Source organism: Pseudoxanthomonas sp. Root65 (genome assembly GCF_001427635.1).
Classification (GTDB): domain Bacteria; phylum Pseudomonadota; class Gammaproteobacteria; order Xanthomonadales; family Xanthomonadaceae; genus Pseudoxanthomonas_A.
Map to the genome: position 1 here is coordinate 578,332 of NZ_LMHA01000003.1, position 23,004 is coordinate 601,335.

Annotated in this window: 17 protein-coding genes and 1 pseudogene; 5 read left to right on the forward strand and 13 right to left on the reverse strand. The window is 62.6% G+C overall.

Features of this window, described 5'->3' with window-relative positions; translation table 11 throughout:
• The first annotated feature begins 113 nt into the window (after nucleotides 1-113).
• Complete coding sequence (locus ASD77_RS17350) at nucleotides 114-1,013, forward strand: LysR family transcriptional regulator (RefSeq protein WP_235578573.1); 900 nt, start codon at nucleotides 114-116, stop codon at nucleotides 1,011-1,013.
• A 117-nt stretch (nucleotides 1,014-1,130) separates the two neighbouring features.
• Here the strand turns inward: ASD77_RS17350 and ASD77_RS17925 are convergent, their stop codons facing one another.
• Both ASD77_RS17925 and ASD77_RS17355 read right to left on the reverse strand, forming a co-directional pair.
• Nucleotides 1,131-1,784: a response regulator transcription factor gene (locus tag ASD77_RS17925; protein WP_082563405.1), complete on the reverse strand. Its 654-nt coding sequence runs from the start codon at nucleotides 1,782-1,784 to the stop codon at nucleotides 1,131-1,133.
• A 10-nt stretch (nucleotides 1,785-1,794) separates the two neighbouring features.
• Nucleotides 1,795-4,719, reverse strand: coding sequence for a sensor histidine kinase (locus ASD77_RS17355; RefSeq protein WP_162247649.1), 2,925 nt, complete (start codon nucleotides 4,717-4,719; stop codon nucleotides 1,795-1,797).
• 171 nt (nucleotides 4,720-4,890) lie between these two features.
• Between ASD77_RS17355 and ASD77_RS18280 the strand changes: the two genes are divergently transcribed.
• Nucleotides 4,891-5,103 carry a hypothetical protein gene (locus tag ASD77_RS18280; RefSeq protein WP_156383715.1) on the forward strand — a complete coding sequence of 71 codons (213 nt, stop codon included), beginning with the start codon at nucleotides 4,891-4,893 and terminating at the stop codon, nucleotides 5,101-5,103.
• Here ASD77_RS18280 and ASD77_RS17360 read toward each other — a convergent pair.
• The 5 genes from ASD77_RS17360 to ASD77_RS17375 form a co-directional block, all read right to left on the reverse strand.
• A complete protein-coding gene (locus ASD77_RS17360) occupies nucleotides 5,100-5,567 on the reverse strand; it encodes a cupin domain-containing protein (protein ID WP_200947423.1) in 468 nt (155 codons plus the stop codon). The two genes, ASD77_RS18280 and ASD77_RS17360, sit on opposite strands and share 4 nt — an antisense overlap.
• A complete protein-coding gene (locus ASD77_RS17365; protein WP_055944938.1) occupies nucleotides 5,564-6,481 on the reverse strand; it encodes an alpha/beta hydrolase in 918 nt (305 codons plus the stop codon). Before ASD77_RS17365 ends, ASD77_RS17360 begins: the two co-directional genes overlap by 4 nt.
• A gap of 182 nt (nucleotides 6,482-6,663) precedes the next feature.
• Nucleotides 6,664-7,644: an L-threonylcarbamoyladenylate synthase gene (locus ASD77_RS17930; RefSeq protein ID WP_082563406.1), complete on the reverse strand. Its 981-nt coding sequence runs from the start codon at nucleotides 7,642-7,644 to the stop codon at nucleotides 6,664-6,666.
• On the reverse strand, nucleotides 7,641-8,513 hold the full coding sequence (locus ASD77_RS17370; RefSeq protein WP_055944941.1) for a DUF6671 family protein: 873 nt from the start codon (nucleotides 8,511-8,513) through the stop codon (nucleotides 7,641-7,643). Before ASD77_RS17370 ends, ASD77_RS17930 begins: the two co-directional genes overlap by 4 nt.
• Nucleotides 8,510-9,994, reverse strand: coding sequence for an NADP-dependent isocitrate dehydrogenase (locus ASD77_RS17375; protein WP_055944943.1), 1,485 nt, complete (start codon nucleotides 9,992-9,994; stop codon nucleotides 8,510-8,512). Before ASD77_RS17375 ends, ASD77_RS17370 begins: the two co-directional genes overlap by 4 nt.
• 103 nt (nucleotides 9,995-10,097) lie before the next feature.
• On the opposite strand from ASD77_RS17375, the gene ASD77_RS17380 reads away from it, so the two are divergent.
• On the forward strand, nucleotides 10,098-10,376 hold the full coding sequence (locus ASD77_RS17380; protein ID WP_055944945.1) for a winged helix-turn-helix domain-containing protein: 279 nt from the start codon (nucleotides 10,098-10,100) through the stop codon (nucleotides 10,374-10,376).
• Between the two features lie 1,316 nt (nucleotides 10,377-11,692).
• Here ASD77_RS17380 and ASD77_RS17390 read toward each other — a convergent pair.
• Nucleotides 11,693-12,466, reverse strand: a complete 774-nt coding sequence (locus ASD77_RS17390; protein ID WP_055944954.1) for a glutaredoxin family protein — start codon at nucleotides 12,464-12,466, stop codon at nucleotides 11,693-11,695.
• Between the two features lie 74 nt (nucleotides 12,467-12,540).
• Here ASD77_RS17390 and ASD77_RS17395 point away from each other — a divergent pair, with 74 nt between their 5' ends.
• Nucleotides 12,541-12,924 carry a MerR family DNA-binding protein gene (locus ASD77_RS17395; RefSeq protein WP_055944955.1) on the forward strand — a complete coding sequence of 128 codons (384 nt, stop codon included), beginning with the start codon at nucleotides 12,541-12,543 and terminating at the stop codon, nucleotides 12,922-12,924.
• A gap of 297 nt (nucleotides 12,925-13,221) precedes the next feature.
• Here the strand turns inward: ASD77_RS17395 and ASD77_RS17400 are convergent, their stop codons facing one another.
• Nucleotides 13,222-14,190, reverse strand: a complete 969-nt coding sequence (locus ASD77_RS17400) for an SDR family oxidoreductase (protein ID WP_235578587.1) — start codon at nucleotides 14,188-14,190, stop codon at nucleotides 13,222-13,224.
• Nucleotides 14,191-14,307: 117 nt separating this feature from the next.
• Nucleotides 14,308-15,990, reverse strand: a pseudogene (locus ASD77_RS17405) (AarF/UbiB family protein).
• Between the two features lie 194 nt (nucleotides 15,991-16,184).
• On the opposite strand from ASD77_RS17405, the gene ASD77_RS17410 reads away from it, so the two are divergent.
• Entirely contained in the window at nucleotides 16,185-16,916 is a 732-nt protein-coding gene (locus ASD77_RS17410) for an SOS response-associated peptidase (RefSeq protein ID WP_055944960.1), read from the forward strand.
• A 78-nt stretch (nucleotides 16,917-16,994) separates the two neighbouring features.
• Here ASD77_RS17410 and ASD77_RS17415 read toward each other — a convergent pair whose 3' ends face one another.
• The 3 genes from ASD77_RS17415 to ASD77_RS17425 are packed head-to-tail and all read right to left on the reverse strand — an operon-like array spanning nucleotide 16,995 to nucleotide 22,385.
• Nucleotides 16,995-19,922 carry an EAL domain-containing protein gene (locus ASD77_RS17415; protein ID WP_055944963.1) on the reverse strand — a complete coding sequence of 976 codons (2,928 nt, stop codon included), beginning with the start codon at nucleotides 19,920-19,922 and terminating at the stop codon, nucleotides 16,995-16,997.
• Between the two features lie 32 nt (nucleotides 19,923-19,954).
• The gene (locus ASD77_RS17420; RefSeq protein WP_082563408.1) at nucleotides 19,955-21,973 is read right to left on the reverse strand and encodes a sensor domain-containing diguanylate cyclase; all 2,019 of its coding nucleotides are present in this window, start codon (nucleotides 21,971-21,973) and stop codon (nucleotides 19,955-19,957) included.
• Complete coding sequence (locus tag ASD77_RS17425) at nucleotides 21,945-22,385, reverse strand: BLUF domain-containing protein (protein WP_235578575.1); 441 nt, start codon at nucleotides 22,383-22,385, stop codon at nucleotides 21,945-21,947. Before ASD77_RS17425 ends, ASD77_RS17420 begins: the two co-directional genes overlap by 29 nt.
• Nucleotides 22,386-23,004: the final 619 nt, after the last annotated feature.

The window sequence follows — 23,004 nt, forward strand, 5'->3', positions numbered from 1 at the left end:
CTTCGATGCCAGCCCAATGCTGTGAGCACATACTGGCAAGTCGCGAATGGCTTTCCGTGCCACAACCGCGACGGACTCGTTCGAAGGTATCGAACATGTTGTCAGCGGATGAATTGGCCCTGCTGGAAGCCATCCGGGAGAGCGGAAGCCTGTCCCACGCCGCTGCACGCCTGGGCAAGGCGCCCTCGACCGTGTCGCACGCCGCACGCCAACTCGAGACGCGCTTCGATGCGCTATTTTTCGATCGCCGCCGCTACCGCCTGCAGCTCAAACCTGCCGGGCACCTGCTCGCGCAGGAGGCGGCGCGCCTGTTGCTGGACGTGTCCCGGCTGACGCAGCGGGTGAAGCAGGTGGCCGGCGGGTGGGAAGATCGGTTTTGGATTGTCACCGATGAAATTCTCGAGTTCGAAACGTTGGTGCCCGTCATCCGCACCTTCGATGGTTTCAGGTCGGGCGTCACGTTGCGCATCGCCCATGAAGTTCTTACGGGCACGTGGGATGCGCTGCGCGACGGCCGCGCCGACCTGGTGGTGGGCGCGACGAACGAGCCGCCGGTGATCCCCGGGCTGCGCTGGTTCGAACTCGGGGTGATGGACTGGGTGTTCGCCGTGTCGCCGCGCCATCCGTTGGCCAAGGCGCGCGAACCGGTCGAGCGTGCGACCGTGCTCCAACACCGCGCCGCGGTGGTGGCCGACACCTCGCGCCGGGTGGATGTACGCGGGTACGGCGTGCTGGGCGGACAGCCGTCGCTGGCCGTGCCGAGCATGCGCGCGAAGATCTATGCGCAATGCGAGGGGCTGGGTGTGGGCTGGCTCCCGCGCGAGCGCGTAGCCGGCCTGCTCAAGCGGGGCGATCTGGTGGAAAAGCAGATGGCGGACCCGCGCGAACCCAACCTGCTCTACGTCGCCTGGCGCGGCGACCACCAGGGCCGTGCGCCGGAGTGGTGGCTGGCGCAGTTGCAGAACAGGCGGCTGGCATCAAAGCTCGTCAAGGGGTTGGAAACGCCAGCGTGAAATTAGCTTTCAGTCAGGGAGGACGTAGCGCTGACTGCATGTGCTCTGCTCCTTTTTCGCGCGCGGAACTTGAGCAACGGGCATCACTGCACCGACATGCAGAAGTAGAAGGACCAATCAGCCTGATGAGAAGGGATTGATGTAGCCGCGACGCGCAGCAATCGTCACAGCATGCGTACGGTCATGAACATCGAGTTTGCTGAAGATCGCTTTTAGATGTGCCTTGATGGTTTCGACCGACACGTTGAGACGCGAAGCAATTTGCTTGTTTGCATACCCATCCGCTATCAGCTGCAGAATGGCGATCTCCCTCTGAGTCAGCGGCTCGTCCAGTGCATGCAGTGCGAGCTCGTGCGCAATATCTGCAGAAACGGCTCGACGGCCGGAGTGCACGGAACGAACAGCTTCTACGAGTGCGGACCTAATTCCGTTCTTCAACAGATAGCCTGCTGCACCTGCCCGCAAAGCACGCACGGCATTAGCGTCGCCCGGATAGGTGGTCAGTACAAGAATTCTTGCGTCGACTGAGAACCGGCGTATCTCCGTAATGGCTTCCACGCCGCCGATACCCGGCATTTGCACATCCATCAAGGTTACATCGGGACGTAGTTGGCAATACATGGCGATTGCCTCTGCCCCGTCCGAAGCTTCGCCAACCACCTCCATGTCCGCTTGACGGTTGAGAAGTGTGCTTATGCCGTCGCGCACGATCGCATGGTCATCAACGACGAGGACGCGGATACGCGGTGAATCTTGGGGTGCAGACGACATATGAGAATCCTTACGTTCCAAAAGGCCCGAAGGAGCGCCGCACTTCGCGTTTATATGCGATGGCGCCGGGCACTGTCAGTACGACTTCCGTTCCCCCTTCGACGAGCGCTCCTACAGACAGACTGGCGCGCATCTTCCGCGCACGCTCGGCCATGCCAACGAGGCCGAAATGTCCTTCTTTGGCACCACTGATCGCGACGCCCGGGGCGATACCCACTCCGTCATCCGCCAGGCGCAGGCCAAAGCTCGAATCGAACCGGATATCGACCGTGACCCGTGTCGCCGCTGAATGCTGTCTTATGTTGTATAGCGCCTCGCCCGCGATGCCGGTGATCTCCTCGAGCGCGAGGGGGTCTAGGCTACGTGGCGAACCGTTGATAGAGATCACAACCCGGATAGTGGGATCGAATCCCGTTCGCGCTATCAGGTCGCAAATGACCTGCTCAACGTCCCCGTCCTGTTGCGTCCGCAATTCTCGTACCCGATCACGTCCCTCCGCGATGACCCTATCGGCTGTGTCGATCGCCGAAACTAGCGATGTCCGCCCGGGATAATCAGCTGGCAAATCGTCCGCTGCCAGCTGGAAGCGCAGCGTCATGGCTTGGATAGCCTGGAGCAGCGTATCGTGCAATTCACGCGCGATTCGTTCGCGCTCCTCTATTCGTTCTGCCATCCGCAACCTGACGCTTCGGGCTACGGCTCGCAGTCGCAACGAATAGGCGAACCACAGTAACGCCACCAATGCTACGGCGCACAACAGCCTGAATGGCCAGCCCTCGAAGAACGTCGGGCGGATATCCAAGTCGAGCGATGCGCTCTCCTGGCTCCAGACACCATCGTTGTTTCTTGCCATCACCTTGAAACGGTAGTGTCCCGGCCCGAGATTTGAGTATGAGACCGTACGTCGCGTGCCCGCGTCGACCCATTGGTCGTCCACACCCTCAAGCCGGTACTTGAAACGGACGCGTTGCGGCACAGTGAAGCTCAGGCCAGCGTAAGTGATGTCGACGGTACGTGTACCGGCCGCCAACTCGAGATTCGTCGGGTCGCGCCAGCTGCGTCCCCCGCTTGAAAGAGCGCGGATGGTGACGGGTGGTGGGAGCTTGTTCGAAGGCAGATTCGCCGGATCAAGATAGGCAGCGCCTTGTCGGTTGAGAAACCAGATCCTGCCATCGCTCGCCAGACTGCTTTGGATGCCGGCGAAGCCGCCCTTCTGAACAGTACTGGCAAGGCCGTCCAGGGAGTCGAGTCTTGTGTAGGGCAGCGGCGCTTGTGGATCGTCGAAGGCGCGGTCAAAGTCGACCGTGGCCATCTTGTACGCGCCCGTCCGGCTGAAAAGCCAAGTTTCGCCGTCCGCAGTCTGCTGCATCGTTCGCACCCAGGTGATCCAGGGAAAACGGCGCTCGTCCAGCTGGCGCATCCGGTCGCCTCGAATCCTCGCCAGTCCGCTGCTCCCACTGACGAACAGGTCCCGGGAGCCTGGAAGGTTGCCGGGCAAGATGGCCCATGGGGTACCGATGCCGGTAGAGGCGAGCCGGATCGTCTTGAGACGGTCCCCTTCCAGAAGGGCAACGTTCGGCGGCACGATCAACGCAAGGGTGCCTGCGGGTGTGATTGCTAAGTCCCACAGGTCTAGCTTAGCCAACTCGCCTTTCGCGCCGTGCCAGCCGTTCCTGTCGCGCCATATGAGCTGGCCGCTTGCGAGGCCCAGCCAAAGGCGCCCACTTCCGTCTTCGGCACAGGCGATCCTCGCCTCACCGCCCGGATATCCCGGGGCGATGATTGCCTGTTGGCCTTGCAGTAACAGGGTCTGACTACGCTCCAGGAGCCACACACCACCATCGCGTGCAGGGCACAGGGATACCGAATCACTTTCCAGAGTCCGGATCGGTTTGGGATCAGCTCCCGGCGGCACATGGAACAGGGTTCTCCGTGAGACTAGATAGACACTGCCATCGCGCGCTTTGGCCATACCCAATCCATAGGCAGGATCCGCCGGTATTGCGGCTTCCTGGATTGCGCTCGCACGACGGAATTGATCTATCCCACTCTCGGTGGCGATCCAGACATTGCCCTCCCGGTCAACGAACGGCACGTAGGTGATGTCTGAGGTGAGACCGTTGATCTCGCGGAACTGATGAACACTCTCGATTGGCGTACCACGGAGTACGAGAGGATCCGCGATGTGGAATACGCCGACCGCGCCAGTCGTGCCCCAAAGCCCGCCATTGTTGTCGAACGTGAATGCGGCCCTTGAAGTCCCTGGCAATGCAGGAAAAACGATGCCGTCCTGCGGTTCCCCATCGGGGCCAAAAAGCACACGAGTGCCGGCCGCATCCGAGGCCCACAACTTCCCATTCCGGTCGAGCCCTATCTTAGGCCGCCCAGATAGCCTTGCGTCCATTATCTGGAATCGGTCTGCTCCCGGCGCGAGGAGTGCCAGCATGCCACTGCCGCCATCTTCGGCGCTCAGAGCAATCCACAGCCCGCCATCTCGGGCCACGATCAAATCCATGATGTAACCGGGAGGCAGAGCTAGCTTCTCATCCATGCGTTCCCAACCGGCCTCGCCCAGACGCAGCAGTCGCTTGTCTAGGCCAAGCGAGGACGCCCAGATAGCCCCATCAGGCGTTTGCGCGAAGGCCGCCAGTCCTCGTGGAGGATCTGGCATGTACATGTCCTGGAGGGCTCCGTGGCGATATACCGCTACGCCACCGGTATCCCGCAAGCCCACCCATAATTGGCCATTCCTGTCGGTCATGAGCGCCGATGGCGATGCGTGTCGCCTTCCCGAACCCTCGGGCCAGTCGATCTGCTCGAAAGTCGCGCCGTCGAACCGGTACAACGCATCGCCCGCGAACCACAGGTAGCCATCCGCCGTTTGCGCAATTCGCAGCAAGCCATCCGGCGCACCATCGTCGGCGGCAACCCGCACATGCTTGAACGGCGCGAAACCATTTGGGGACCTCTGCGCGAGGCACGGCGACGCTACGAGAAGCGTACCGATAGCGAGGAGCAGCGCCAGGGACATCGCGGCGGTACGAGAGCGGCTCATCCCACTGTCACCCATTTCGCCTAGCCGGCAGCGACAGCGGATCTGTCGGTCATGCCAGTACTGAAGATACCTGAAACTTCGACAATTGTTCTGTCCAAGGCGCTATATGGGCATGCCGCCCACGGCATCAACGGCCGGGTGGACTTCGAAGGCAGACTAGGACGGCTGGAAATCGAAGATCAGAAGCTCAGCGGTCCGCGGCGTCATCAAGTAATCGCGAGTGGTGGTATGAGTTTTTCGGGGGATATCATGTCGGTGCTCTAATGATGCTCGGAGAAGCGCGTGTCGGTGGGACCGACACCCGTTATGTAGACCACGGCCGGCTCATCACGCGTTAGGGCGAAGTGGGCGTCGTCCGCCGGCTCGGTATAGAAGCTGCCCGCTGGTAGCTGTTTGAGGCGGCCGTCGATCATGGCGCGTCCGTATCCGAAGTACCAGGTCCCGCTCACCACTACGGCGCTTCGCGCGTCGCGGTGCGTGTGCGCCGCAATCCGGGTATGAGGCGGCACGCGGATTTCGATTGCGTAAGGACCAGGCTTGGTGGGGTCCCCCAGCAAGACCGTCGTACGGATGCCCTCGATACCGGAAGTTCCCGGTCCTGCGCCGCCTTTGCCCAGATCGGCTATCTCGCTAGGTGTCAGCCGAGTTTGACCACTCGTAGAGCCCGCCGATGCGGCAAGAGCAAAGGCAACGCCGCATAGCATGACACCGATGGCGCGGGCGCTCACCGTTCTTCTCTCAGAAATGACACAACACGATTGACCGTGGCCTGCGGATTTTCTTCCATGATCCAGTGCCCCGAGTCCGGGATGGTGCCTTCAGTTACGTCCGATGCGGCCGCGCGCATCACGACCGCCATAGTCAGGCCGAACGATTTCTCACCACCCAACGCCAAGACGGGCATGGACAGCCGATTACCGGCCGCAAGCCATGCGCGATTATCAGCTGCATCCTGGTCAAAAGCGGCGAACTGCGCGAAGCCCGAGCGCATAGCGCCGGGGCGGGCGTAGAGAGTCGCGTAGTGCTGACGCGACTGTTCATCGAAACGATCAGGATGGGCGGCGAATTCGTTCCAGAATCGATCCAGGTAAATCCGCTCGCGTCCAGCTACAAGCCGCTCCATGTCTGGGCCGCCGAATCGGAAGTGCCACAGCAGGGGCGTCTTCAGGATTTCGTCCCAAGGACCCACGCCAGGAACCGGTGCATCGATCAAAACCAACCGGCCGATACGGTCCGGCTGCTGCGTCGCCAGGGCAAATGCCACCATGTTGCCGATGTCGTGTGCGACTACGTCGTAACGCTTGACGCCAAGCGAAGCTAGCAGCGCCTGCATGTCGCGTCCTTGGGTTATCTTATCGAAGCCGCTTGCAGGATGGGAGGAGAGCCCCATTCCACGCAGATCGGGCACTATGACAGTGTGGTCTTCCTCCAATGCTGCAGCAAGCGGTGCCCACATGTCGCCCGACTCGCCATATCCGTGCAGAAGCAGGACGGCAGGCCCTTTTCCGCCCACACGTACGTGAAGGTCCACTCCGTTCGCTGCCACATGCCGGGCTTGGAACGTGGATGGGAACGGCGGGACTTGGGCAAGCGCGGATGCTGACACGCAGAGCGCTGCGACAAACAGAAAAGATCTGAACATGACGCCTCCCTCGAGCCATAAAGGCCCTGCAACAGAGGCAATCAGTGTCCTGCTGACCGTGTGTGGATCCCAATCCCAAGCCGGGTACGATCGGCTACCCAAATGGGTAGTGCGATCCTGAATGATTTTCCGGGTCGGCCCCCTTCTGATTCGGATGCTGTCAATCTCTTGTCGCCGACCCCTCAGCTTTCTCCCAATCCCGCAGCCCTGATGAGGCGATCGGCAATGGCTTCGGCGATTCCGTGACCACGCGGCAACGATGCAACCACAATATCGAGCTGCAGCGCGTCGGCCTCGTGTAGTCGCTGATAGAGACTGGCAGCTTGCTTATCCACTGTCAGCGAAAGGGGGAGCCACCACACAGCCGGATGGTGTGACGGTGCAACAGCTAGATGCCCTACTCTGCAACCCTCCGCTGCCAAGCGGGCCGCCGTCGCTTCTGCCTGTTCGGCAGCCGCCAGGACGACGCGAGCTTTGGGTGCGTAGTGCGAAGGCTTCTGACCTGGTGCGGGTGTGCCATGAGGATTCGCGAGGGAAATGGATGATCCCAGGACATGTTCAAGCATGGCACGGGTGATTGCGCCCGGGCGCAGCAAGCGCGGCGTTCCGTCAGACAGGTCAACAATGGTCGACTCCAGACCTATCTCGCACGTCCCCCCATCTAGGATCAGATCTACCACGTCTCCGAGCGCATCGGCCACATGCCTGGCCCGCGTCGGGCTGACGCGGCCGTAGCGATTGGCCGAAGGTGCGGCAATGCCGTCACCGAAGTGGCGCAGCAGCGCTTGGGCGACCGGATGTGCCGGTACCCGCACGCCTACGGTGGATGCGCCGCCCGTGACCTCGTCGGGTACGCCTGGCGCCTTGGGCAGTATCAGCGTCAATGGGCCCGGCCAAAATGCGTCGGCCAACCGCCGCGCGGCGTCCGGGATGTAACTGGCCCACGCAAGCAGGTGGTGGCTTGCGGCGATATGCACGATCAGCGGATGGTCCGGCGGACGCCCTTTGACGGAGAAGATCCGCCGCAACGCACCAGGATCGCGTGCCGAGGCGCCCAGGCCATAGACCGTCTCCGTCGGGAACGCCACCAGCCCCCCGTTCGCCAGCACGCGTGCCGCCCGCTCCACTTCCGGACGGGAGCAAGTCGGTCCCCCTCTGCTCATGGATTGCACTCGGGACAATGGGCCGGATCGGCCCAGGCCTCGGCAATACGTTCTTCTGTCTCGTCGCCGCACGCCACGCATGCCATGACCGCGCCCTTGAATTCGGCGGTCGGCGTGCCGCAGTTTCCACAGAGCAATCCCGGCAAGCGTCGCGCGAGGCCAAACCCTGGGGACTGGCATGCCGGGCAGAGCGTCCGCAGCTTGGCCACCAGATCCAGGCCCGCCTGCCGGATCACCGCCTGACGCGTCGGGTTCAGGTGCGCGCGCGCATCAACCTCCAGGAACACCACGCCGTCGTCCGCGTCGGCCCTGGCGCGCTCGTAGGTGCGGCGCAGGCTGTCCGGGTCCTGGATGCCCTTGTAGATGCTGCCGTGGTCGGCATGGCTCGGGCGCGCCACCAGCGCATGCGACGGAAACATGTGATGGGCGGCAAAGGCCTGCGCTTCCTCCCACGAGGTGACGCGGCGGGATCCTGCGCAGGCACTGGCGTGCGCGCGTCCGACCACCTCCAGCCCGCGATCGGCATCGATCCAGACCAGCACCTCATAGCACCAGGGGATCAGACCTGTCACCGGATCCATGCCCACACTGCCCTCGCTGCCCAGCCCCAGTCGCAAGCCGGCCAGCTCCATGCCCAGCCGGGCCTTCTTGGCTGCGGTTTCAAGTTGGGTCGCGGCACGCGGCACCTCGCGTGTGAAGGTGCCCAGCAGATCGGTGTCGTAGGAGTCCACATGCACCAGATGACATCCAAGGACCTCATCCAGGATCGGACCTAGTAGCGCCTCCTTGCCGTGCTGGGTCAACAAGGCGGCCGAACAGCCCGCGTACACCGACGGCGACGTCTGCAGGCTTGCGAGCACGGCGTTCATTCGCCCTGGGCCTGGGAATAACCCCTGACGCCATCGAAGGCGTAGAGGTTCTCGGTCTTGACGGCCTCGAAACCTGCCTCGGCCATCCGCAGGAGCAGCGCTGCGATGTGGCTGGGCGTCAGCCGGCGTCCCTCGACGCTCTGGAACCGGCATCGCCAATGGTCGGTGCGGGTGGTCTGCTGCAGACCGCTGGGGTAGACCTTGACGCCACGATTGGTGATGAGCGCCAACCGGAAATCCGGGCCGGCGATGGCCTGCAACGGGTGGCCCAGCGCGTCGGGATTGCGTTCGGCCTGATCCCAGTGCAGGAAGACGTCCACGCCTTCCAGGGTCTTTTCCCTCGATACCGCGGCAGCTTCCAGCAGGACTGGGGCCGACGACATGGTGCGTTCCGGATAATCCACAGCCGGGATATCGCGCGGCCGCTGGCCCAGGCGCGTGACGACCGCCTCGGCGAATGCCTGGGTGCCGACCTGCCGCCGGCTATGCGGGCCGAAGATGTCGGCGGTGTGCAGACCTTCTTCGAGCGTGCGCAGCCAGGCATTGTGGATGGCGGTGGCCGCTCCCGCACGGCCAAGGTGCACCAGCATCATCACCGCGCTGAGCAGCAATCCCGAGGGGTTGGCCAGATCGCGTCCGGCGATATCCGGCGCCGAGCCATGGACCGCCTCGAACATCGCGCAATGGCGGCCGATGTTGGACGATGGCGCCAGGCCGATGGAACCGGCCACTTCGGCCGCCACGTCGGAAAGAATGTCGCCGTAGAGGTTCGGCGTGACCACCACGTCGAAGCGCCGGGGGTCCACGGCCATTTTCGCCGTGCCGATATCGATGATCATGTGATCACTGGCGATCTCGGGGTATTCCCTGGCGATCTCGTCGAACACCCGATGGAACAACCCATCGGTCAGCTTCATGATGTTGTCCTTCGTCATGCAGGTGACCTTGCGCCGCCCGTGCCGGCGCGCGTACTCGAAGGCGTAGCGCACGATCCGCTCGCAGCCCGGACGGGAAACCAGTTTCAGGCACTGCACCACCTCGTCCGTCTGCTGATGCTCAATGCCGGCATAGGTGTCTTCCTCGTTCTCGCGCACGATCACCACGTCCATGCCGGGGTGATGGGTCGCGACGAAGGGGTGGTAAGCCACACAGGGCCGCAGGTTGGCATACAGGCCGAAGGTCTTGCGGAGGGACACGTTCACGCTCTTGTAGCCACCGCCTTGGGGCGTCGTGATGGGCCCCTTCAGCAGCACCGCGTGCTCGGTGACCGCATCGATGACGCGACGGTCGAAGCCCGCCGAATGACCGGCGAGGTACGCCTGCAGCCCCACTGTCAGCGGCTGGAACGCCAGACCCGGATCGGCTTCGGCGAGTATCCTCAGGACGGCTCGCGTGATTTCCGGTCCGATCCCGTCGCCCTCGGCAACGGCTACGGTCTTGGCGGGCAACAGAACGGCGGCAGGCTTGAGCTGGGCTGACATGCGATCTCCTATACACGATATTTGTGTCGTGTATTGTAGATCGTGTAATATCGTTCGCGTCAATAGGCTAGGCTTTCGCCCAAGCATCACTCGGACGAACGGTATGGACTCCACCTGGACCTTTTTCAGCAATCACAGCCATGTGCTCTTCTGCCTGGCCGCAGAGCCGCAGCAGACATTGCGCGAGGTGGCGGCTAAGGTTGGGATCACCGAACGGGCGGTGCAGCGCATCGTGGCCGAACTGGAGGCAGCCGGTGTTCTGGAGCGGCATCGCGACGGGCGGCAGAATACCTACCGCATAAACCGTCGTGTGCCCCTGAGGCACCCCTTGGAAGCACACTGCAGGATCGGCGACTTAATCGATGTGGTGGTGGCGCGATAGCGCATCGTCCCATCTTCCCATCGAAGGGACGACATCAAGGATCAGGCCTTGGACGCCTAATCTAACCGTCCGTGGAAACGGGGTAGAACCCGTCGGGCTTGACGGGCACCTGTGGGTGGACTGCAGACCCATGCCTCTTTTCGCCTTGGGGAAACTTGAGGCGATGGATCTCCTAGAGCTCTTAAGCGTGCTCCAGGGTTTGATCGATCGGCGACGGATAGAGACCCACAACGCCCTGAAAGGTCAGCTGCTTGAGATGTCAGATGAGGACTTCGAGCAGTTGCCATTGGCAGCAGGAATTGACGCCCCTCTGAGTGGGATCTCTGGATCAGAGTTTCGTATGTAAGTGACTGCATCGGGCCTCATTCCGGAGGAGGCCACGCCTATGAGATGTGCTTTCCGGGAGTTTTGGAGCGTGTTTGCAAAGCGATTTAGATCGCAAGAGCAACCACCACGCAACGCGCGAGAACTAAGCCGTCACCGTTTCCCCTGTCAGCTCCAGCCTAGGAGAAGCAAACCTTTCGAGGCTTCATGGCAGCTTTTGGATATCGTCTGCCCAAGGCGTCACAGCTGGGAGCGCGCGGCTAGCTCTCTTTGGGGTTTGTTGCCCCACCCCGCCATTTCACACGCTAGCCTAGCGACGAGCCGTCGCACACGTGATGGATGGGCGACCAAAGGCTATCCTTCCGTGCATGAGCGAGCCAGAAGACAATGTGTTCGGAGCCCGAACCACAGCCATCATGTGGAGTCCGGATGTCGTGAGCTTCCTGCGCGGAGCTGTCACTGATCGGGAGTTGGGCATTCGCGATACTGCGGACGCTCTGCGTATAACAGTGCGTGTATGGCTCGCAGGACCTGCTTCCAATAACTCAGACGGGCCTGTTTAGCACTTCAGCTGCAGGGCATGCTGCTGCATCGAGGACTTCATCAAGTGCGGTGCCTAAAGTATGCAGTCCAGTGATTTCAGCCCTGACGAATTTGGACGAAACAGTGGATGTCGGCTATCGGCCATAAGCGCACATCACTTCGCGCCATCCGGTTGGCTAAACAAGGACCTCGCCCACGCCATCATCTCCTCGTGGCTAATCGTCCGACCCGCATCCACATCGGCAAGTCCAGCCAACGTACGCTGATGCTTCCCTTCATCCGTTGGCACTGGCAAGCATGCCAATAAGCGGGCAAGTTCATTTTAAGAGTTACGGGTCAATATAGCGCACAGCGAGAATGATAGAGGCGGCAGCGTAATTGCGAACCGGTATGGACGAAGTACCGCTATCGGCCAGAAGCAGACGTTCTGGCAACTACACCGTATGTGCCTAGGCGGGCAGCAAGCCGAGTGCGCCCAACGCCATCCAGAGCGCCATGGCGACCATCATCAGGTTTTCGGTCAGCGATACGAGGCCAAGCGGCACGTTGCTCGCCCCGCCCACGCAGGCGCACTTGAGTTCGCGGCGGTCGACGTACACCGCCTTGAACACCGAAACTGCGCCGACCGTGCCGATGAATAGCGCGACTGGCACCGAGATCCAGGTCAGCGCCCCGGCGATCATTAGAAGACCCGCCAGTCCCTCGGCGAAGGGATAGAGGTATGAATAAGGCACCCAGCGTTTTGCGAGCAGATCATAGTTCAGGAACATGGTTGCGAAGGATTCGACGTTCTGTAGCTTGAGCAGCGCCAGAACGGCCATGCTGAAACCGATGAACCATTCGCCGGCGCGCTGTGTAAAGGGCGTGCCGTGGACCGCATGGCTCGCAGCAAGTGCCATCAGCAAGGTCATGCCAAACAGTGTGATCACTGGCAGATAACTCGTCGCCTTGGGATCGGACACCGGCTTGCCGAAATGGCGGCGCAGGTCGTCGTAGCCGCCGATGCGCTCGCCATCGATGAAAGTTTGCGGGGTGGTCGTCACCTGATGCTCGGCCTTGAAGGCGTCGACCGCCTCGCGCGTGGTCAGCCAGCGGTCGTCGACGTCGAAACCTTGGCGTCGCAGCAGATTCTTGGCTTTCAGGCCGTATGGGCAGAGATGCTGCTCCATCACCATTCGATAAAGCGTTGCGCGCTTGCGGTGGGGTTGGCTTGGAGCATTCATGGTTTCCTCCAGCGGGAACTTGTTCTCAAGTGGCGGCCATCCTAAAGTCCGTACCATAGTACGGAGTCAAGCCTATGAGCCTGTCGATCAAGAAGTACGCCGAAGCGGGTGGTGTCGGCGTGGAGACCATCCGCTTCTACCAGCGCAAGGGACTCCTCAATACGCCAGAGAAAGGCGACGGCATCCGTCACTACAACGCAGCGGATGTCCGCCGCCTGCGATTCATTCGCATGGCGCAACGAGCCGGGTTCACACTCGAAGAAATCCGGGAGTTGCTGTCGCTCGACTCAGGACAGGATCGGCAACGAGCGCGCGAACTGGCCTTGGTCAGGATTGCCAAGCTCGACAAACAGATCGTGGAGATGGAGCGGGCACGGGATTACCTGCAAAAGCTCGCCCGGCAGTGCACCGCCAAGGCGTCCGGACCATGCCCAATCCTAGCGTCCTTCGATGGATAAGCTGCACCCGCTTTAGCATCTCGATCATTGCTCTGCTGAGGAGGAAGCCCTTAGATGCGACGACTGCTTCGGGTCGGAAGCTGCCCTGCCCCCTACCCCTGATAAACATCCCTAATCCGCTGCCCTCGTTGGTGCAGGTCCGCTTCCGCCCTGAAGCGGACCTGCACCGACCCATAAAGTGAAGCTGAGCCGCACAGCAACCGCTTGAACCACACTGCCCTGGGCCAGATTCTGACTGAAAGGTAGGGTTCTGGATCGACAACGCTCCTAATCGAAGGCCATACGGGACACGCCGGTTCAGCCGCGGGGACCGCCCATCACTGGCAGGATCACGCCGTTGACATACGACGCCGTGATCGGCGAAGCGAGGAACACATAGGCTGGCGAGATTTCTTCCGGCTGCGCGGGGCGTCCCATGTCGCTGTCCTTGCCAAACGTTGCCACATCCTCTGCTTCTTTGTCAGCGGGATTCAGCGGCGTCCACACCGGGCCCGGCGCCACCGCATTCACACGGATGCCGCGCGGGAGCAGGTTGCTGGCCAGCGATTGGGTGAACGCATGGATTGCGCCCTTCGTCGCCGAGTAGTCGAGCAAATGTTGGCTACCGAAGATGCCGGTTTCTGAGCCGGAATTGATGATGCAACCGCCTTCCTGCATGTGCGGTAGGGCCGCGCGGGTCATATGGAAGTAACCGCCGATATTGGTCTGCAGCGTTTCCTCGAGTTGGGCGTCGCCTATGTCCTCCAGCCGCATCGCGTGCTGCTGGAATGCGGCGTTGTTGACGAGCACGTCGAGTTGACCGAATGCCTTCACCGTCTTCGCCACGGCCTTCTCGCAAAACGTGGGATTGCGGATATCGCCAGCGATCAGAAGACAACGGCGGCCTTCGCCCTCGACATGCTCGGCGGTGACTCGCGCATCTTCGTGTTCGTCCAGGTACAGCACGGCGACATCCGCGCCTTCCCGTGCGAACAACACCGCGACGGCGCGGCCTATGCCGGAATCGCCGCCTGTGACCAGGGCGGCCATGCCCTGCAGCTTGCCGCTGCCGACATAGTCAGGCGCCAGGAATTTCGGTTCCAACTGCAGATCGCCCTCCTTGCCCGGCTTGTCGAGGTGCTGTTTCGGCAGCGGCGGCTTGGGCTGGGCGCGTACGCCGGCCTGCACTGGCGTCTTCTTCGGCTTGGGCACGGCCGCAGCCTTCTTCAACGCCTCCTGCTGCAGGACCCGCTGACGCGAGGACGTCGCGTTGGCTTCCTTATCCATTGAGTTCGTGATCTTTTTTTTTGCCGTCTTCTTCGTCGCCATGCGTGTTCTCCGTCGTCTTTAGATCGAGCCTAGCGTTGGCTCCGTTATGAGGGAGGCAACGCAGTGGGGGAGGTATCAGCGCGGGCCGCGCTCCTCCCGCGAACGTGCGCGGTGGTCGCTGAGCAGCGAACTGACGATGATGCCGCCACCTAGCGCCACGCCCAGTAAGAACAGGACCAGCGCCACGACCGGATATCCCCCCAACGTGTGCGTTGACGGCACCCGCATCATCATCGCCGACGCCAGGATCAGCGAGGCGGTGATCACACCTACCGCAATGCGGTTGGCGATCTTTTGCAGGTTTTCCATCAGCCGTTACTCTTCCAGTCCGGTTACCCGAAGCTGGAACCGGTTCTCCGCCACCAGTGACAGAATGTCCGACAGCTTGCGCGGACCGTCGCGCAGCAAGGCCTGCACCTCCATCATCTCGCTGGCCAAGTTGGGCGAGGAAAGCGACTTACGCAGGCGGGCGCGCATGACGTGCTGCAGCTGGTCCTCCACCACGCCCTGGGTATCGAGTTCGGGCGAAAGAAGGTGGCAGACCGCGTCGAGGTTCAACAAGGTCTTGCCGAGCAGGCTCAACTCAGGCGGTGGCCGCAGGCCGCAATGGGTCGCGATTCGCACCAGTTCCAGCACCACCCGACCTTCCGACATAGACGCCTGGTGCGCGCCGTACCGGGCAACCAGTTGTCCGACTTCGCGCAGGAAGCGCGGCTCGTCGTAGTCCTCCAGACGGATGCCGACTGCGATGCATTCCTCGGCGACCTGTTCTCCGCGCCCGTCCACCGCGGCGAACAGAAGCTTCAGCAGGCGGTCGCGCTGGCGCGGCGGCAGGTTGGCCACCATGCCCAGGTCGAAGATCGCCAATCGCCCGTCTTCGGTGACGCGCAGGTTGCCCGGATGTGGATCGGCATGGATCTCGCCATGTACGAAAATCTGGTCCAGATAGCCGCGCAGCAGATCCTCAGCCAGCGGCGTCATGCCCTGCTCGGTCCGGCGAAATCCGGAGATTTCATCCACACGGCGGCCACCGGCCAGCTCCATCGTCAGTACGCGCTTGCCCGTGTAGTCCCAGATCGGGGCGGGCACCCAGAGTTTTCGGAAGGGCGCCAGATGCAGCCTGAAGCGGTCCAGGTTCTCGGCTTCGGCCACGTAATCGAGTTCGGCGGTCAGCGAGCGGGAGAACTCGCCGAGCCATTCGGAGAAGCGCACATTACGCCCGACGCTGGTGAATCGGTCCGCCGTATCGGTGATACCGCGCAGCAGTTCAAGGTCGCTCATCAGTTGCTGCGCCACGCCCGGCCGTTGCACCTTCACCGCCACCTCGCGGCCGTCGCGCAGCGTGGCGCGATGCACCTGCGCCAGCGAGGCGCAGCCCAGCGGTGTTTCGTCGAAGCTGGCGTAGGCCTTGCTGATGCGCACGCCCAGCGATTCCTCTACCTGTTCACGGATTACCTCGAACGGCACCGGCGACACTTTCTCTTGCATCCGCTCCAGTGCAGACGCGTACGCGGGCGGCACCAAGTCCGGGCGCGTGGACAGCATCTGGCCCAGCTTCACGAACGTAGGCCCCAATGCTTCAAGTTCGTCGGCGAAGCGTTCCGGACTGCCCTCTTCCACCGCGTCGGCTTCCAGCATCGTTGGGTCAAGCGTCAGGCCGTGGAAGACGCCCGATTTCCGGTAACGGAAAAGGAAATGCAGGATGGCGGCGCGACGGGGCAGCTTGCCTTCGCTCGGCGGTACGGGGGCGATAGTCACGCGTGTGCCTCGTGTGGATCCATGACTGATTGTTCGCGCCGCCCGTGAGCATTGGGTGAATGTCGAGGCTGGTACATATGGCTGCCTGCCGATTGGGAATAGGTGAGCCACTCGGTCCAAAAACGCCCACTGCTGAATGTGAGAGCTGCGTCTCCTAGACCAAAACATCACGCCGAGAGACTTACGGTGGGCCCATGCGCCGTTTCGTACAAGCCATCGCGGGCGTGGATCAACTGACCAGTGCTCTGCCCGCCGCCATTGCGCAGGCCGTCGCGGACACTCCGGCGCGCTACAACATCGCCAAGGGGAAGCCTGCACATGTTGTCACGATGTCCGACGACCGCGTTGTGGTCCTGCGTGAGATGATCTGGGGGCTCGTCCCCCGATGGTCCAAGGAACCCGCCACACCGTACACGACCGTTACTGCTCGGGTGGATCGCGCGTCGAAGAGCCGCATCTTCGCCCAAGCTTGGCAGGAGCGGCGTTGCTTGGTGCCGATGAGCGGCTACTTCAAGTGGGACCGTCAGCGGAAACCGCCCTGGCCCCACTTCATCCAGCGACGGGATGGCGGTGTCCTGATGGCGGCCGGCCTTTGGGAAGAATGGAAAGGAGAGGAAGGGTCATCGCTGTTGAGCTTCACCCTTCTGACAGCGCCCAACCCAGCGATCCCGGCACCGCTGACGCAGGACGGACCGGTCTTCTTGGAGGGCGCGCCTGCCGTGCGCTGGCTGAGTGGCTCGTTATCCAGTCCTCGTTCGCTGTTGCGGCATGCGCAGCGACCCCTCCTGGAAAGTTACACCGTGAGTCGCGCGATCGCGAAAACGGACGTGGACGCGTACACATTGCTGGAGCCTGTCGATCCGGAGGCGGAGGCCGCCCTGTCGATGCATCCCGGGGAAGACGAGCATCCTTGGGACGAGGAATGACGCTGCGGTAAACCGCATCCCAGGGCCGGAAACCGATCCCCTCGCTGCACGCACGTCCTGCGACCGCGCGATGGTGGATCAGACGTGTCCGGCTGCTTGCTTCAACCAAGACACCAACTGCTCCAGTGGCGCGGGCCGCGCGATGTAATAGCCCTGCGCGTGATCCACGCCGTGCTCGGCCAGCCAAGTATATTCCTCCGCGCGCTCGACCCCCTCGGCGATGATCGTCAGTCCCAGTCCCCTTCCAAGGGCGACGAGAGCCCGGCAAATCGACGCATTCCCGACATCCTCGTCGACATGGTCGACGAACCTGCGATCGATCTTCAGGTGATCCAATGAAAGGTCCCGCAGGTAGGCCATGCTGGAGAAACCGGTTCCGAAGTCGTCCACCGACACGCAGACGCCGTCGCCCTGCAACTCCTCCATCGCGTGCTTCGCCGTGTCAGGGCGCCGTAGCATCGCGCTTTCGGTCAGCTCCACGTGCAGGGCGCCGCGTGCCAAGCCGTAGCGCGCGCTGGCATCGCGAATCAGGCGGGGAACCGATGCCGACATGAACTGCACAGCCGAGACGTTCACCGCAACCGCGACCTCCGGGAAGCCCGCAGCGGACAGCACGGACTGTGCCCATGCCGCCTGGTCGATCACCCACTCGCCTATCGGCACGATCAGCCCGGACTCCTCACTCAGCGGAATGAAGCTCGCCGGAGAGACATAGCCCTCCTGCGATCGCCAGCGCAGCAGGGCTTCGGCGGCCACGACGCGTCCATCGCACACACGACGGATGGGCTGGAAGTGCAGCTCGAACTCGTCGCCCGCAAGCGCGCTTCGCAGCTTGCCGACCGTCGCGATCCGCTTGTTCGCACTCTCGGCCAGGGCATCCGTGTAGTGCATTATCGGCGCGTTCTCCGCTCTCGCATGCAGGGCGGCCAACGCCGCATGGCTCACCACCTCCTCAGCCGGCTGACCGGGGCGTTGCTGGAACGCGATGCCGATCCATGCTTCGATCCGGTGGCTTCCTGATTCGGAAACGACAGGCGTCTCGAGCACCGCCCGCAATGCATCGACGGCCGCGTCCCACTCGACGCTGGGCACCGCGGCCAGGAAGACGTTGGCCGGCCTGTACGCGATCGCGCGCGCCGCTCCCACCGAGCTCGACAGGCGCCGTGCCACCTCCAGGATGATCGCATCGCGTGCACGCGGACCCAGTGTGGAGGCGACCAGATCGAGTTCCCTTATCTGCAGATGGATCACGGCATAGGCGGCATCGGGCTCTTCCGTCCCGATCGTGTCCAGTGCCTTCAGGAACGCGCGTACATTCGGCAGTCCCGTCGCTTCGTCGTGCGCGGCACGCCACGCGAGATCGGCCTCGTAGGCCACGCGCTCACTGACGTCTTCCGCCAGCACCAGGCGCGCGTCGCGTCCGTCGAAGCGGATACTGCTGCTGTGGATGCGCACATGCATCTCCCGTCCGTCCCGGGTCCTGTGCAGCCAGACACGGTCCGCATCGCGCGGTTCGGCGGGATCGTCCACGCTTGCGCGCACGGCCGCGCCCTCATGGGAAGGACGAATCTGCAGGATCGTCATGGCGAGGAACTCCTCGCGCGTATACCCATAGCGCCGGATCGCGGCGGCATTCACCGCGAGAAACCGCAGGCTGTGGATGTCGAAGACCCAGAACGGCAACGGATTCAGTTCGAACAGCTCGCGGAACTGCGCTTCTGCGCGTTCCACCTGTTCCTCCTGGTGGCGGCGCTGGGTGATGTCCATGACCGTCCCCGTCATCCGCGGCGCTTCGTCGCCATCGTGTACCGGCGCGCCCTGCGCGCTGATCCAGCGCTGCCGTCCGTCAGGCAGCAGGATGCGGTATTCGGCATGGAACGACTTGCCTTCTTCCCAGGCGCGGGCGAATTCCGTCTCCACCTGCGCCCGGTCGCTCTCGTGCATCCGCTGAAAGAACGCTGATAGCGGCAGAGGCCCGGAAACAGCAGGAAAGCCGAACAGGCGGGCGGCGTGATCCGAGGCCTGCACTTGCTCGCTGTTCCGCTCCATCGCCCATACCCCCGTCTGCGACGCCAGCTGGGCTTTGGCCAGCCAGTCTGCATGTCGCGACAATGCGTCATGGGCACGATCACGGGCGGCCTCTAGGCGGGAGGATTTCCACAGCAGGTAAAGCGTGACTGCCCAGTACAGCACCAGCAGACTGACGGCAATCGCCGCTTGGCTGCGCCAGTGCGCTAGCGCTTCACGCTTAGCCAACCCGGCAGCGACGACGAATGGGTAGCCACTGGTGGACGAGAAGCTGGCGAACCGTTCCACACCATCGAGCGTGCTCACGAGATCCTGTTGGACCGTCGATCCCGGCAACAGCGCGGCCGGAACTGGCACACGCTTTCCCACATGCGCGCCGCTGGCACCCCGGCGCGCAAGGACGATTCCCTGTGCGGTAAGGATTCCCACACTGCCCTGTTCGCCGACGTCGAGATCCTCGAGCATCCTCTGCAACTCTGAGGTACGCAGGCGTGCCACCAGCCAGTTCCTTTCCGGCGTCTGAAGCATCAACGGTACGATTGGTTCAGTGCGGCCTGCGTGCACCAGCGGTGCGACACGCAACGTCGATGCCGTTAAGTTAATGTCGACGTCCGGCAGCGTGTGGTCCCCCGACGGCCTGACACCGCGATAGAGCGCGCGCCCGTCCCGCCGGTACAGATCGATATCCTGAAGTTCCGCATGTCGCGCGATCACGCCACGGATCTCACCCGACAGATCCCAACGCTCCCGGTCGCGCCGGTCGTCCGCGTAGCCGTCCGCGACCACCGCCATGCCACGCAGGGCACGTTCGAGATTACGAATCTCGAGATGAAGCAAACGGTCTACGCCTACCGTTACCGCCATACTCTGGCGTCGTGCGGCTTCGATACGCGCAGCACGATCCAGCAGGATAGCCAGCAGCAGACCGACGCTGATCACCAGCCCCAGCAAGACACCGACCAGACGCACCACCTTCATGCGTGCCAGCCCCGCAGCCGGCGATCGCGTCTTTATTCCCATCGAACTCCGCTCCCCGTTCCCCCGCCCTCGTGTCCATACCCGTGCTCTGCCTTACTTCTCCGGGCGTCGCCTTCCGTCGCAGCGATGACCACGACCTCGTACCGGTCGCGGCCCTTCTGTTTTGCTTTGTACAGCGCCTCATCGGCTGCTGACAACAGATCGTCCTGGCTTGCGGGGGCGGGCGCGAAGGCAATGCCAATGCTGGTGGTCACGGTCAGCATGCGCTCACCGATGCAGATCGGCGCCCTGACCGCGGCCAGTACCTTGCGCGCGATGCCGGTGACGCTCGCCATGCCAATGTCACCCTCAAGCAGCACGACGAACTCGTCTCCACCCAATCGCACCACCAAGCCGGCCACGTCGACCTGGCGCTGAAGTCGCTGCGCAAAAGCACGGATCACCCCGTCACCCGTCGCGTGGCCATGGGTGTCATTGACGCCCTTGAAGTGGTCGATGTCCAGGAAGAACAGCGCCACGACGTGGCGCTCCGTACCCAATCCCGCAATGGTCCGCGCCAACTGCTGCTCCAGTTGCCGGCGGTTGGCGATACCCGTCAGCGCATCAATCATCGTCAGGCGTTGCAGGTCCGCGCGACTGACTTCCAGCGCACGTTCGGCCGCCACACGCTTGCTGATGTCGCGCCCCGACAGGATGAGTACGGCTCCACCGGTCGCATCCGGCGGTGCGGAGCGCATGACGACTTCCGTCCATACGAAGTGTCCACTTTTGTGCCGCACGCGGTACCGATGCGTCTGCGGCAGGCCGGACGCCACGACTTCGCGCATCGCCTGCCGCTGCGCTTCGCGATCATCCGGATGTAGCAGGTCCCAGCGGGTCCCAAGCATCTCTTGGGGCGTCCATCCGAGCATGTCGCGCGCCGAGGGGGAAACGTAGGTACGCTCACCCGAGGCATTCAGGCGCACGACCAGGTCACCCGAATAATCGGCAAGCAGGCGGTACCGCTGTTCGCTCTCCCGCACACGCGCGGTCAACCGATCCCGCTCCGCCATGGCCAACACCACCGGAATAGTGATCAGGCATCCGCCGGCCAGGTAAAGCTGCAGCAGCGCGGTTCGCCATACCGGGTCGGCCACCTCCACCCAGGGATCATGGCCGGCCGCCGTGCTAGCCACGGCGATGAAAGCGAACAACGACACGCCTACCGCCGCACCCCCGAACCGGTAGCGGAACGCCACCATCAGCAGGGGAAGATAGGTGAGGAACAGGACGGGATAGCGCAAGCGGAATGCCAGGCCCACGCCCCCCACGAGCAACACCATGCCCAGCACGAAGCCGACGCGGCGCCCCGGGGGTACCAGCGTTCCGATCCCCTTCACGTGGACTACCCACGCAGTCGTCCCCACGATCACCATGCCGAGCACATGAGCGCCGTACCAAGCCAAAAACGTCTCCAGCGTCGCGGCACCGTACAAGGCCCTATAGATCGCGAGCGCCAGTAGGCCCGATATCGCACAGCCCGCCAGCGTGCCGAGGGTTGCGACACGCCCGACGTGTCCCCAGTGCCGTGTAACCCGGACGTCCGGAATGGCACGCCGCATGAAGACCGCAATGCACAGCGCTTCGGCCAGATGGCAAGCCGCAAGGAGGACGGCGAGCATCGGGCGCGTACCCGCGAGCACCTGACCCGCAGCGTCGGCCGCAAGCGCCACTAAGCATGCCACTTGCCACGTCGATCGTGGCCTCATCAACAGCCACGCGCAGAGCACCCCAGCCGGTATCCAGAGGGCGGGAACATCCTCCGCCCCGTCGGCCCAGCGGGTCGATTGCCAGGCGCCTACTCCCACCAGGCCCGCAAGCCTCGCTTTGTCCACGCTTCCGTCCCTGAGCCGCCAGATGGACATGTCAACGTCCTGTCGTCTTCGACATCCCAGCATCCTCGCGCCACGCCCGTTTACGCGGCGTAGACAAGGGCGAGTCGCCTCGCCGCTCGAACAGAGAGGAACCAGAGGACTGTAGGTTCTAGGAGTGACCGGCAGGCGCCAGCTCATTGTCAAAGGTGCGCCAGAAGTAGCTCAATGCGTTCGCCACTAGATCGCGCTTAGGGTCGCCACTAGGTTCTTGGCCAGGCAGCCAGTTCAGTGCGTCGATGCCCGAGGGAACACCATCCCGGTAGTACATTTCCCAGCCTTCGAATCGACGGGTCGGCACGGGCCCATCTATAAGGCTAAGCAGGATGATGTGGGATCGAGAGGCGCGGATACGCGCGTAGGCATCCGCCAAATGTAAGCGAGGCCCTTCGATGTACTGGAAGAAGCAGGAACCGTCGTATACCAGCGCTCCAGAGAGTTCGTGACGACCGTTGAAATCCTTGGCGTCATTGACAATCTCGTTCAGCTTCTCGCAGCTCAGCTTATTTGTTGCGCGGCTCACGTAAGCAAATGCCGACAGGGTCATTGGCATATCGCAAATCCAGTAAGCGGGCTTTGCAGTGTAGTCGAACTGAGCATCAGTCGAGCCAAGACAATTTTGAGACTGTCGTCTAAAGAATGGCCGTTCGCGCCAAGCTAGAGCACACATGAACATGGTCTCGCGAGGAGATCGACGAATGGAAGCATCCGGCCGACCGATAATTGCAATCCGGATCAGAGAGTCCGCTTCCGGCCAGTAGCTGACAACTTTGTCCACTTCTGTCGGCAGGCTCGCATCACTTAGCGCTATTCGTTCGGCTGAGCAGGGACTGCGCCCACGCCCTCATCTCCTCGTGAGGAATGATCCGGCCAGCACTCACATCGGCAAGTGCAGCCAATGTACGTTGATGCTTCTCTTCATCCGTTAGCACTGGCAAGCAGGCCGACAAATCGTCATCGGGCAAGTCCATAACTAATTCCCGCTAAAAGTCTTGGATCACTATATCGCGTGGCGAAGAGAAGATAGACAGCTAATGTGATTGCAGACTGGCATTGAACAACGACCGCTATCGGCCTTGGATTCAACCGATCGACGCAACAGTTTGTCGATATCGCTCTGCCGGTGTTTCGTAGCCTAGCGTCTTGCGTGGCCGTTCGTTGAGCTGGCGTGC

Coding starts and splice junctions, on each gene's coding strand:
- ASD77_RS17925 (WP_082563405.1), bottom strand. CDS start 1,784: ATGTCGTCTGCACCCCAAGATTCACCGCGTATCCGCGTCCTCGTCGTT.
- ASD77_RS17370 (WP_055944941.1), bottom strand. CDS start 8,513: ATGAACGCCGTGCTCGCAAGCCTGCAGACGTCGCCGTCGGTGTACGCG.
- ASD77_RS17415 (WP_055944963.1), bottom strand. CDS start 19,922: ATGAAGGTGGTGCGTCTGGTCGGTGTCTTGCTGGGGCTGGTGATCAGC.
- ASD77_RS17420 (WP_082563408.1), bottom strand. CDS start 21,973: ATGAGCTGGCGCCTGCCGGTCACTCCTAGAACCTACAGTCCTCTGGTT.
- ASD77_RS17400 (WP_235578587.1), bottom strand. CDS start 14,190: ATGGATAAGGAAGCCAACGCGACGTCCTCGCGTCAGCGGGTCCTGCAG.
- ASD77_RS17365 (WP_055944938.1), bottom strand. CDS start 6,481: ATGTTCAGATCTTTTCTGTTTGTCGCAGCGCTCTGCGTGTCAGCATCC.
- ASD77_RS17375 (WP_055944943.1), bottom strand. CDS start 9,994: ATGTCAGCCCAGCTCAAGCCTGCCGCCGTTCTGTTGCCCGCCAAGACC.
- ASD77_RS17395 (WP_055944955.1), top strand. CDS start 12,541: ATGAGCCTGTCGATCAAGAAGTACGCCGAAGCGGGTGGTGTCGGCGTG.
- ASD77_RS17380 (WP_055944945.1), top strand. CDS start 10,098: ATGGACTCCACCTGGACCTTTTTCAGCAATCACAGCCATGTGCTCTTC.
- ASD77_RS17410 (WP_055944960.1), top strand. CDS start 16,185: ATGCGCCGTTTCGTACAAGCCATCGCGGGCGTGGATCAACTGACCAGT.
- ASD77_RS17390 (WP_055944954.1), bottom strand. CDS start 12,466: ATGAATGCTCCAAGCCAACCCCACCGCAAGCGCGCAACGCTTTATCGA.
- ASD77_RS18280 (WP_156383715.1), top strand. CDS start 4,891: ATGCCAGTACTGAAGATACCTGAAACTTCGACAATTGTTCTGTCCAAG.
- ASD77_RS17930 (WP_082563406.1), bottom strand. CDS start 7,644: ATGAGCAGAGGGGGACCGACTTGCTCCCGTCCGGAAGTGGAGCGGGCG.
- ASD77_RS17425 (WP_235578575.1), bottom strand. CDS start 22,385: ATGCCAATGACCCTGTCGGCATTTGCTTACGTGAGCCGCGCAACAAAT.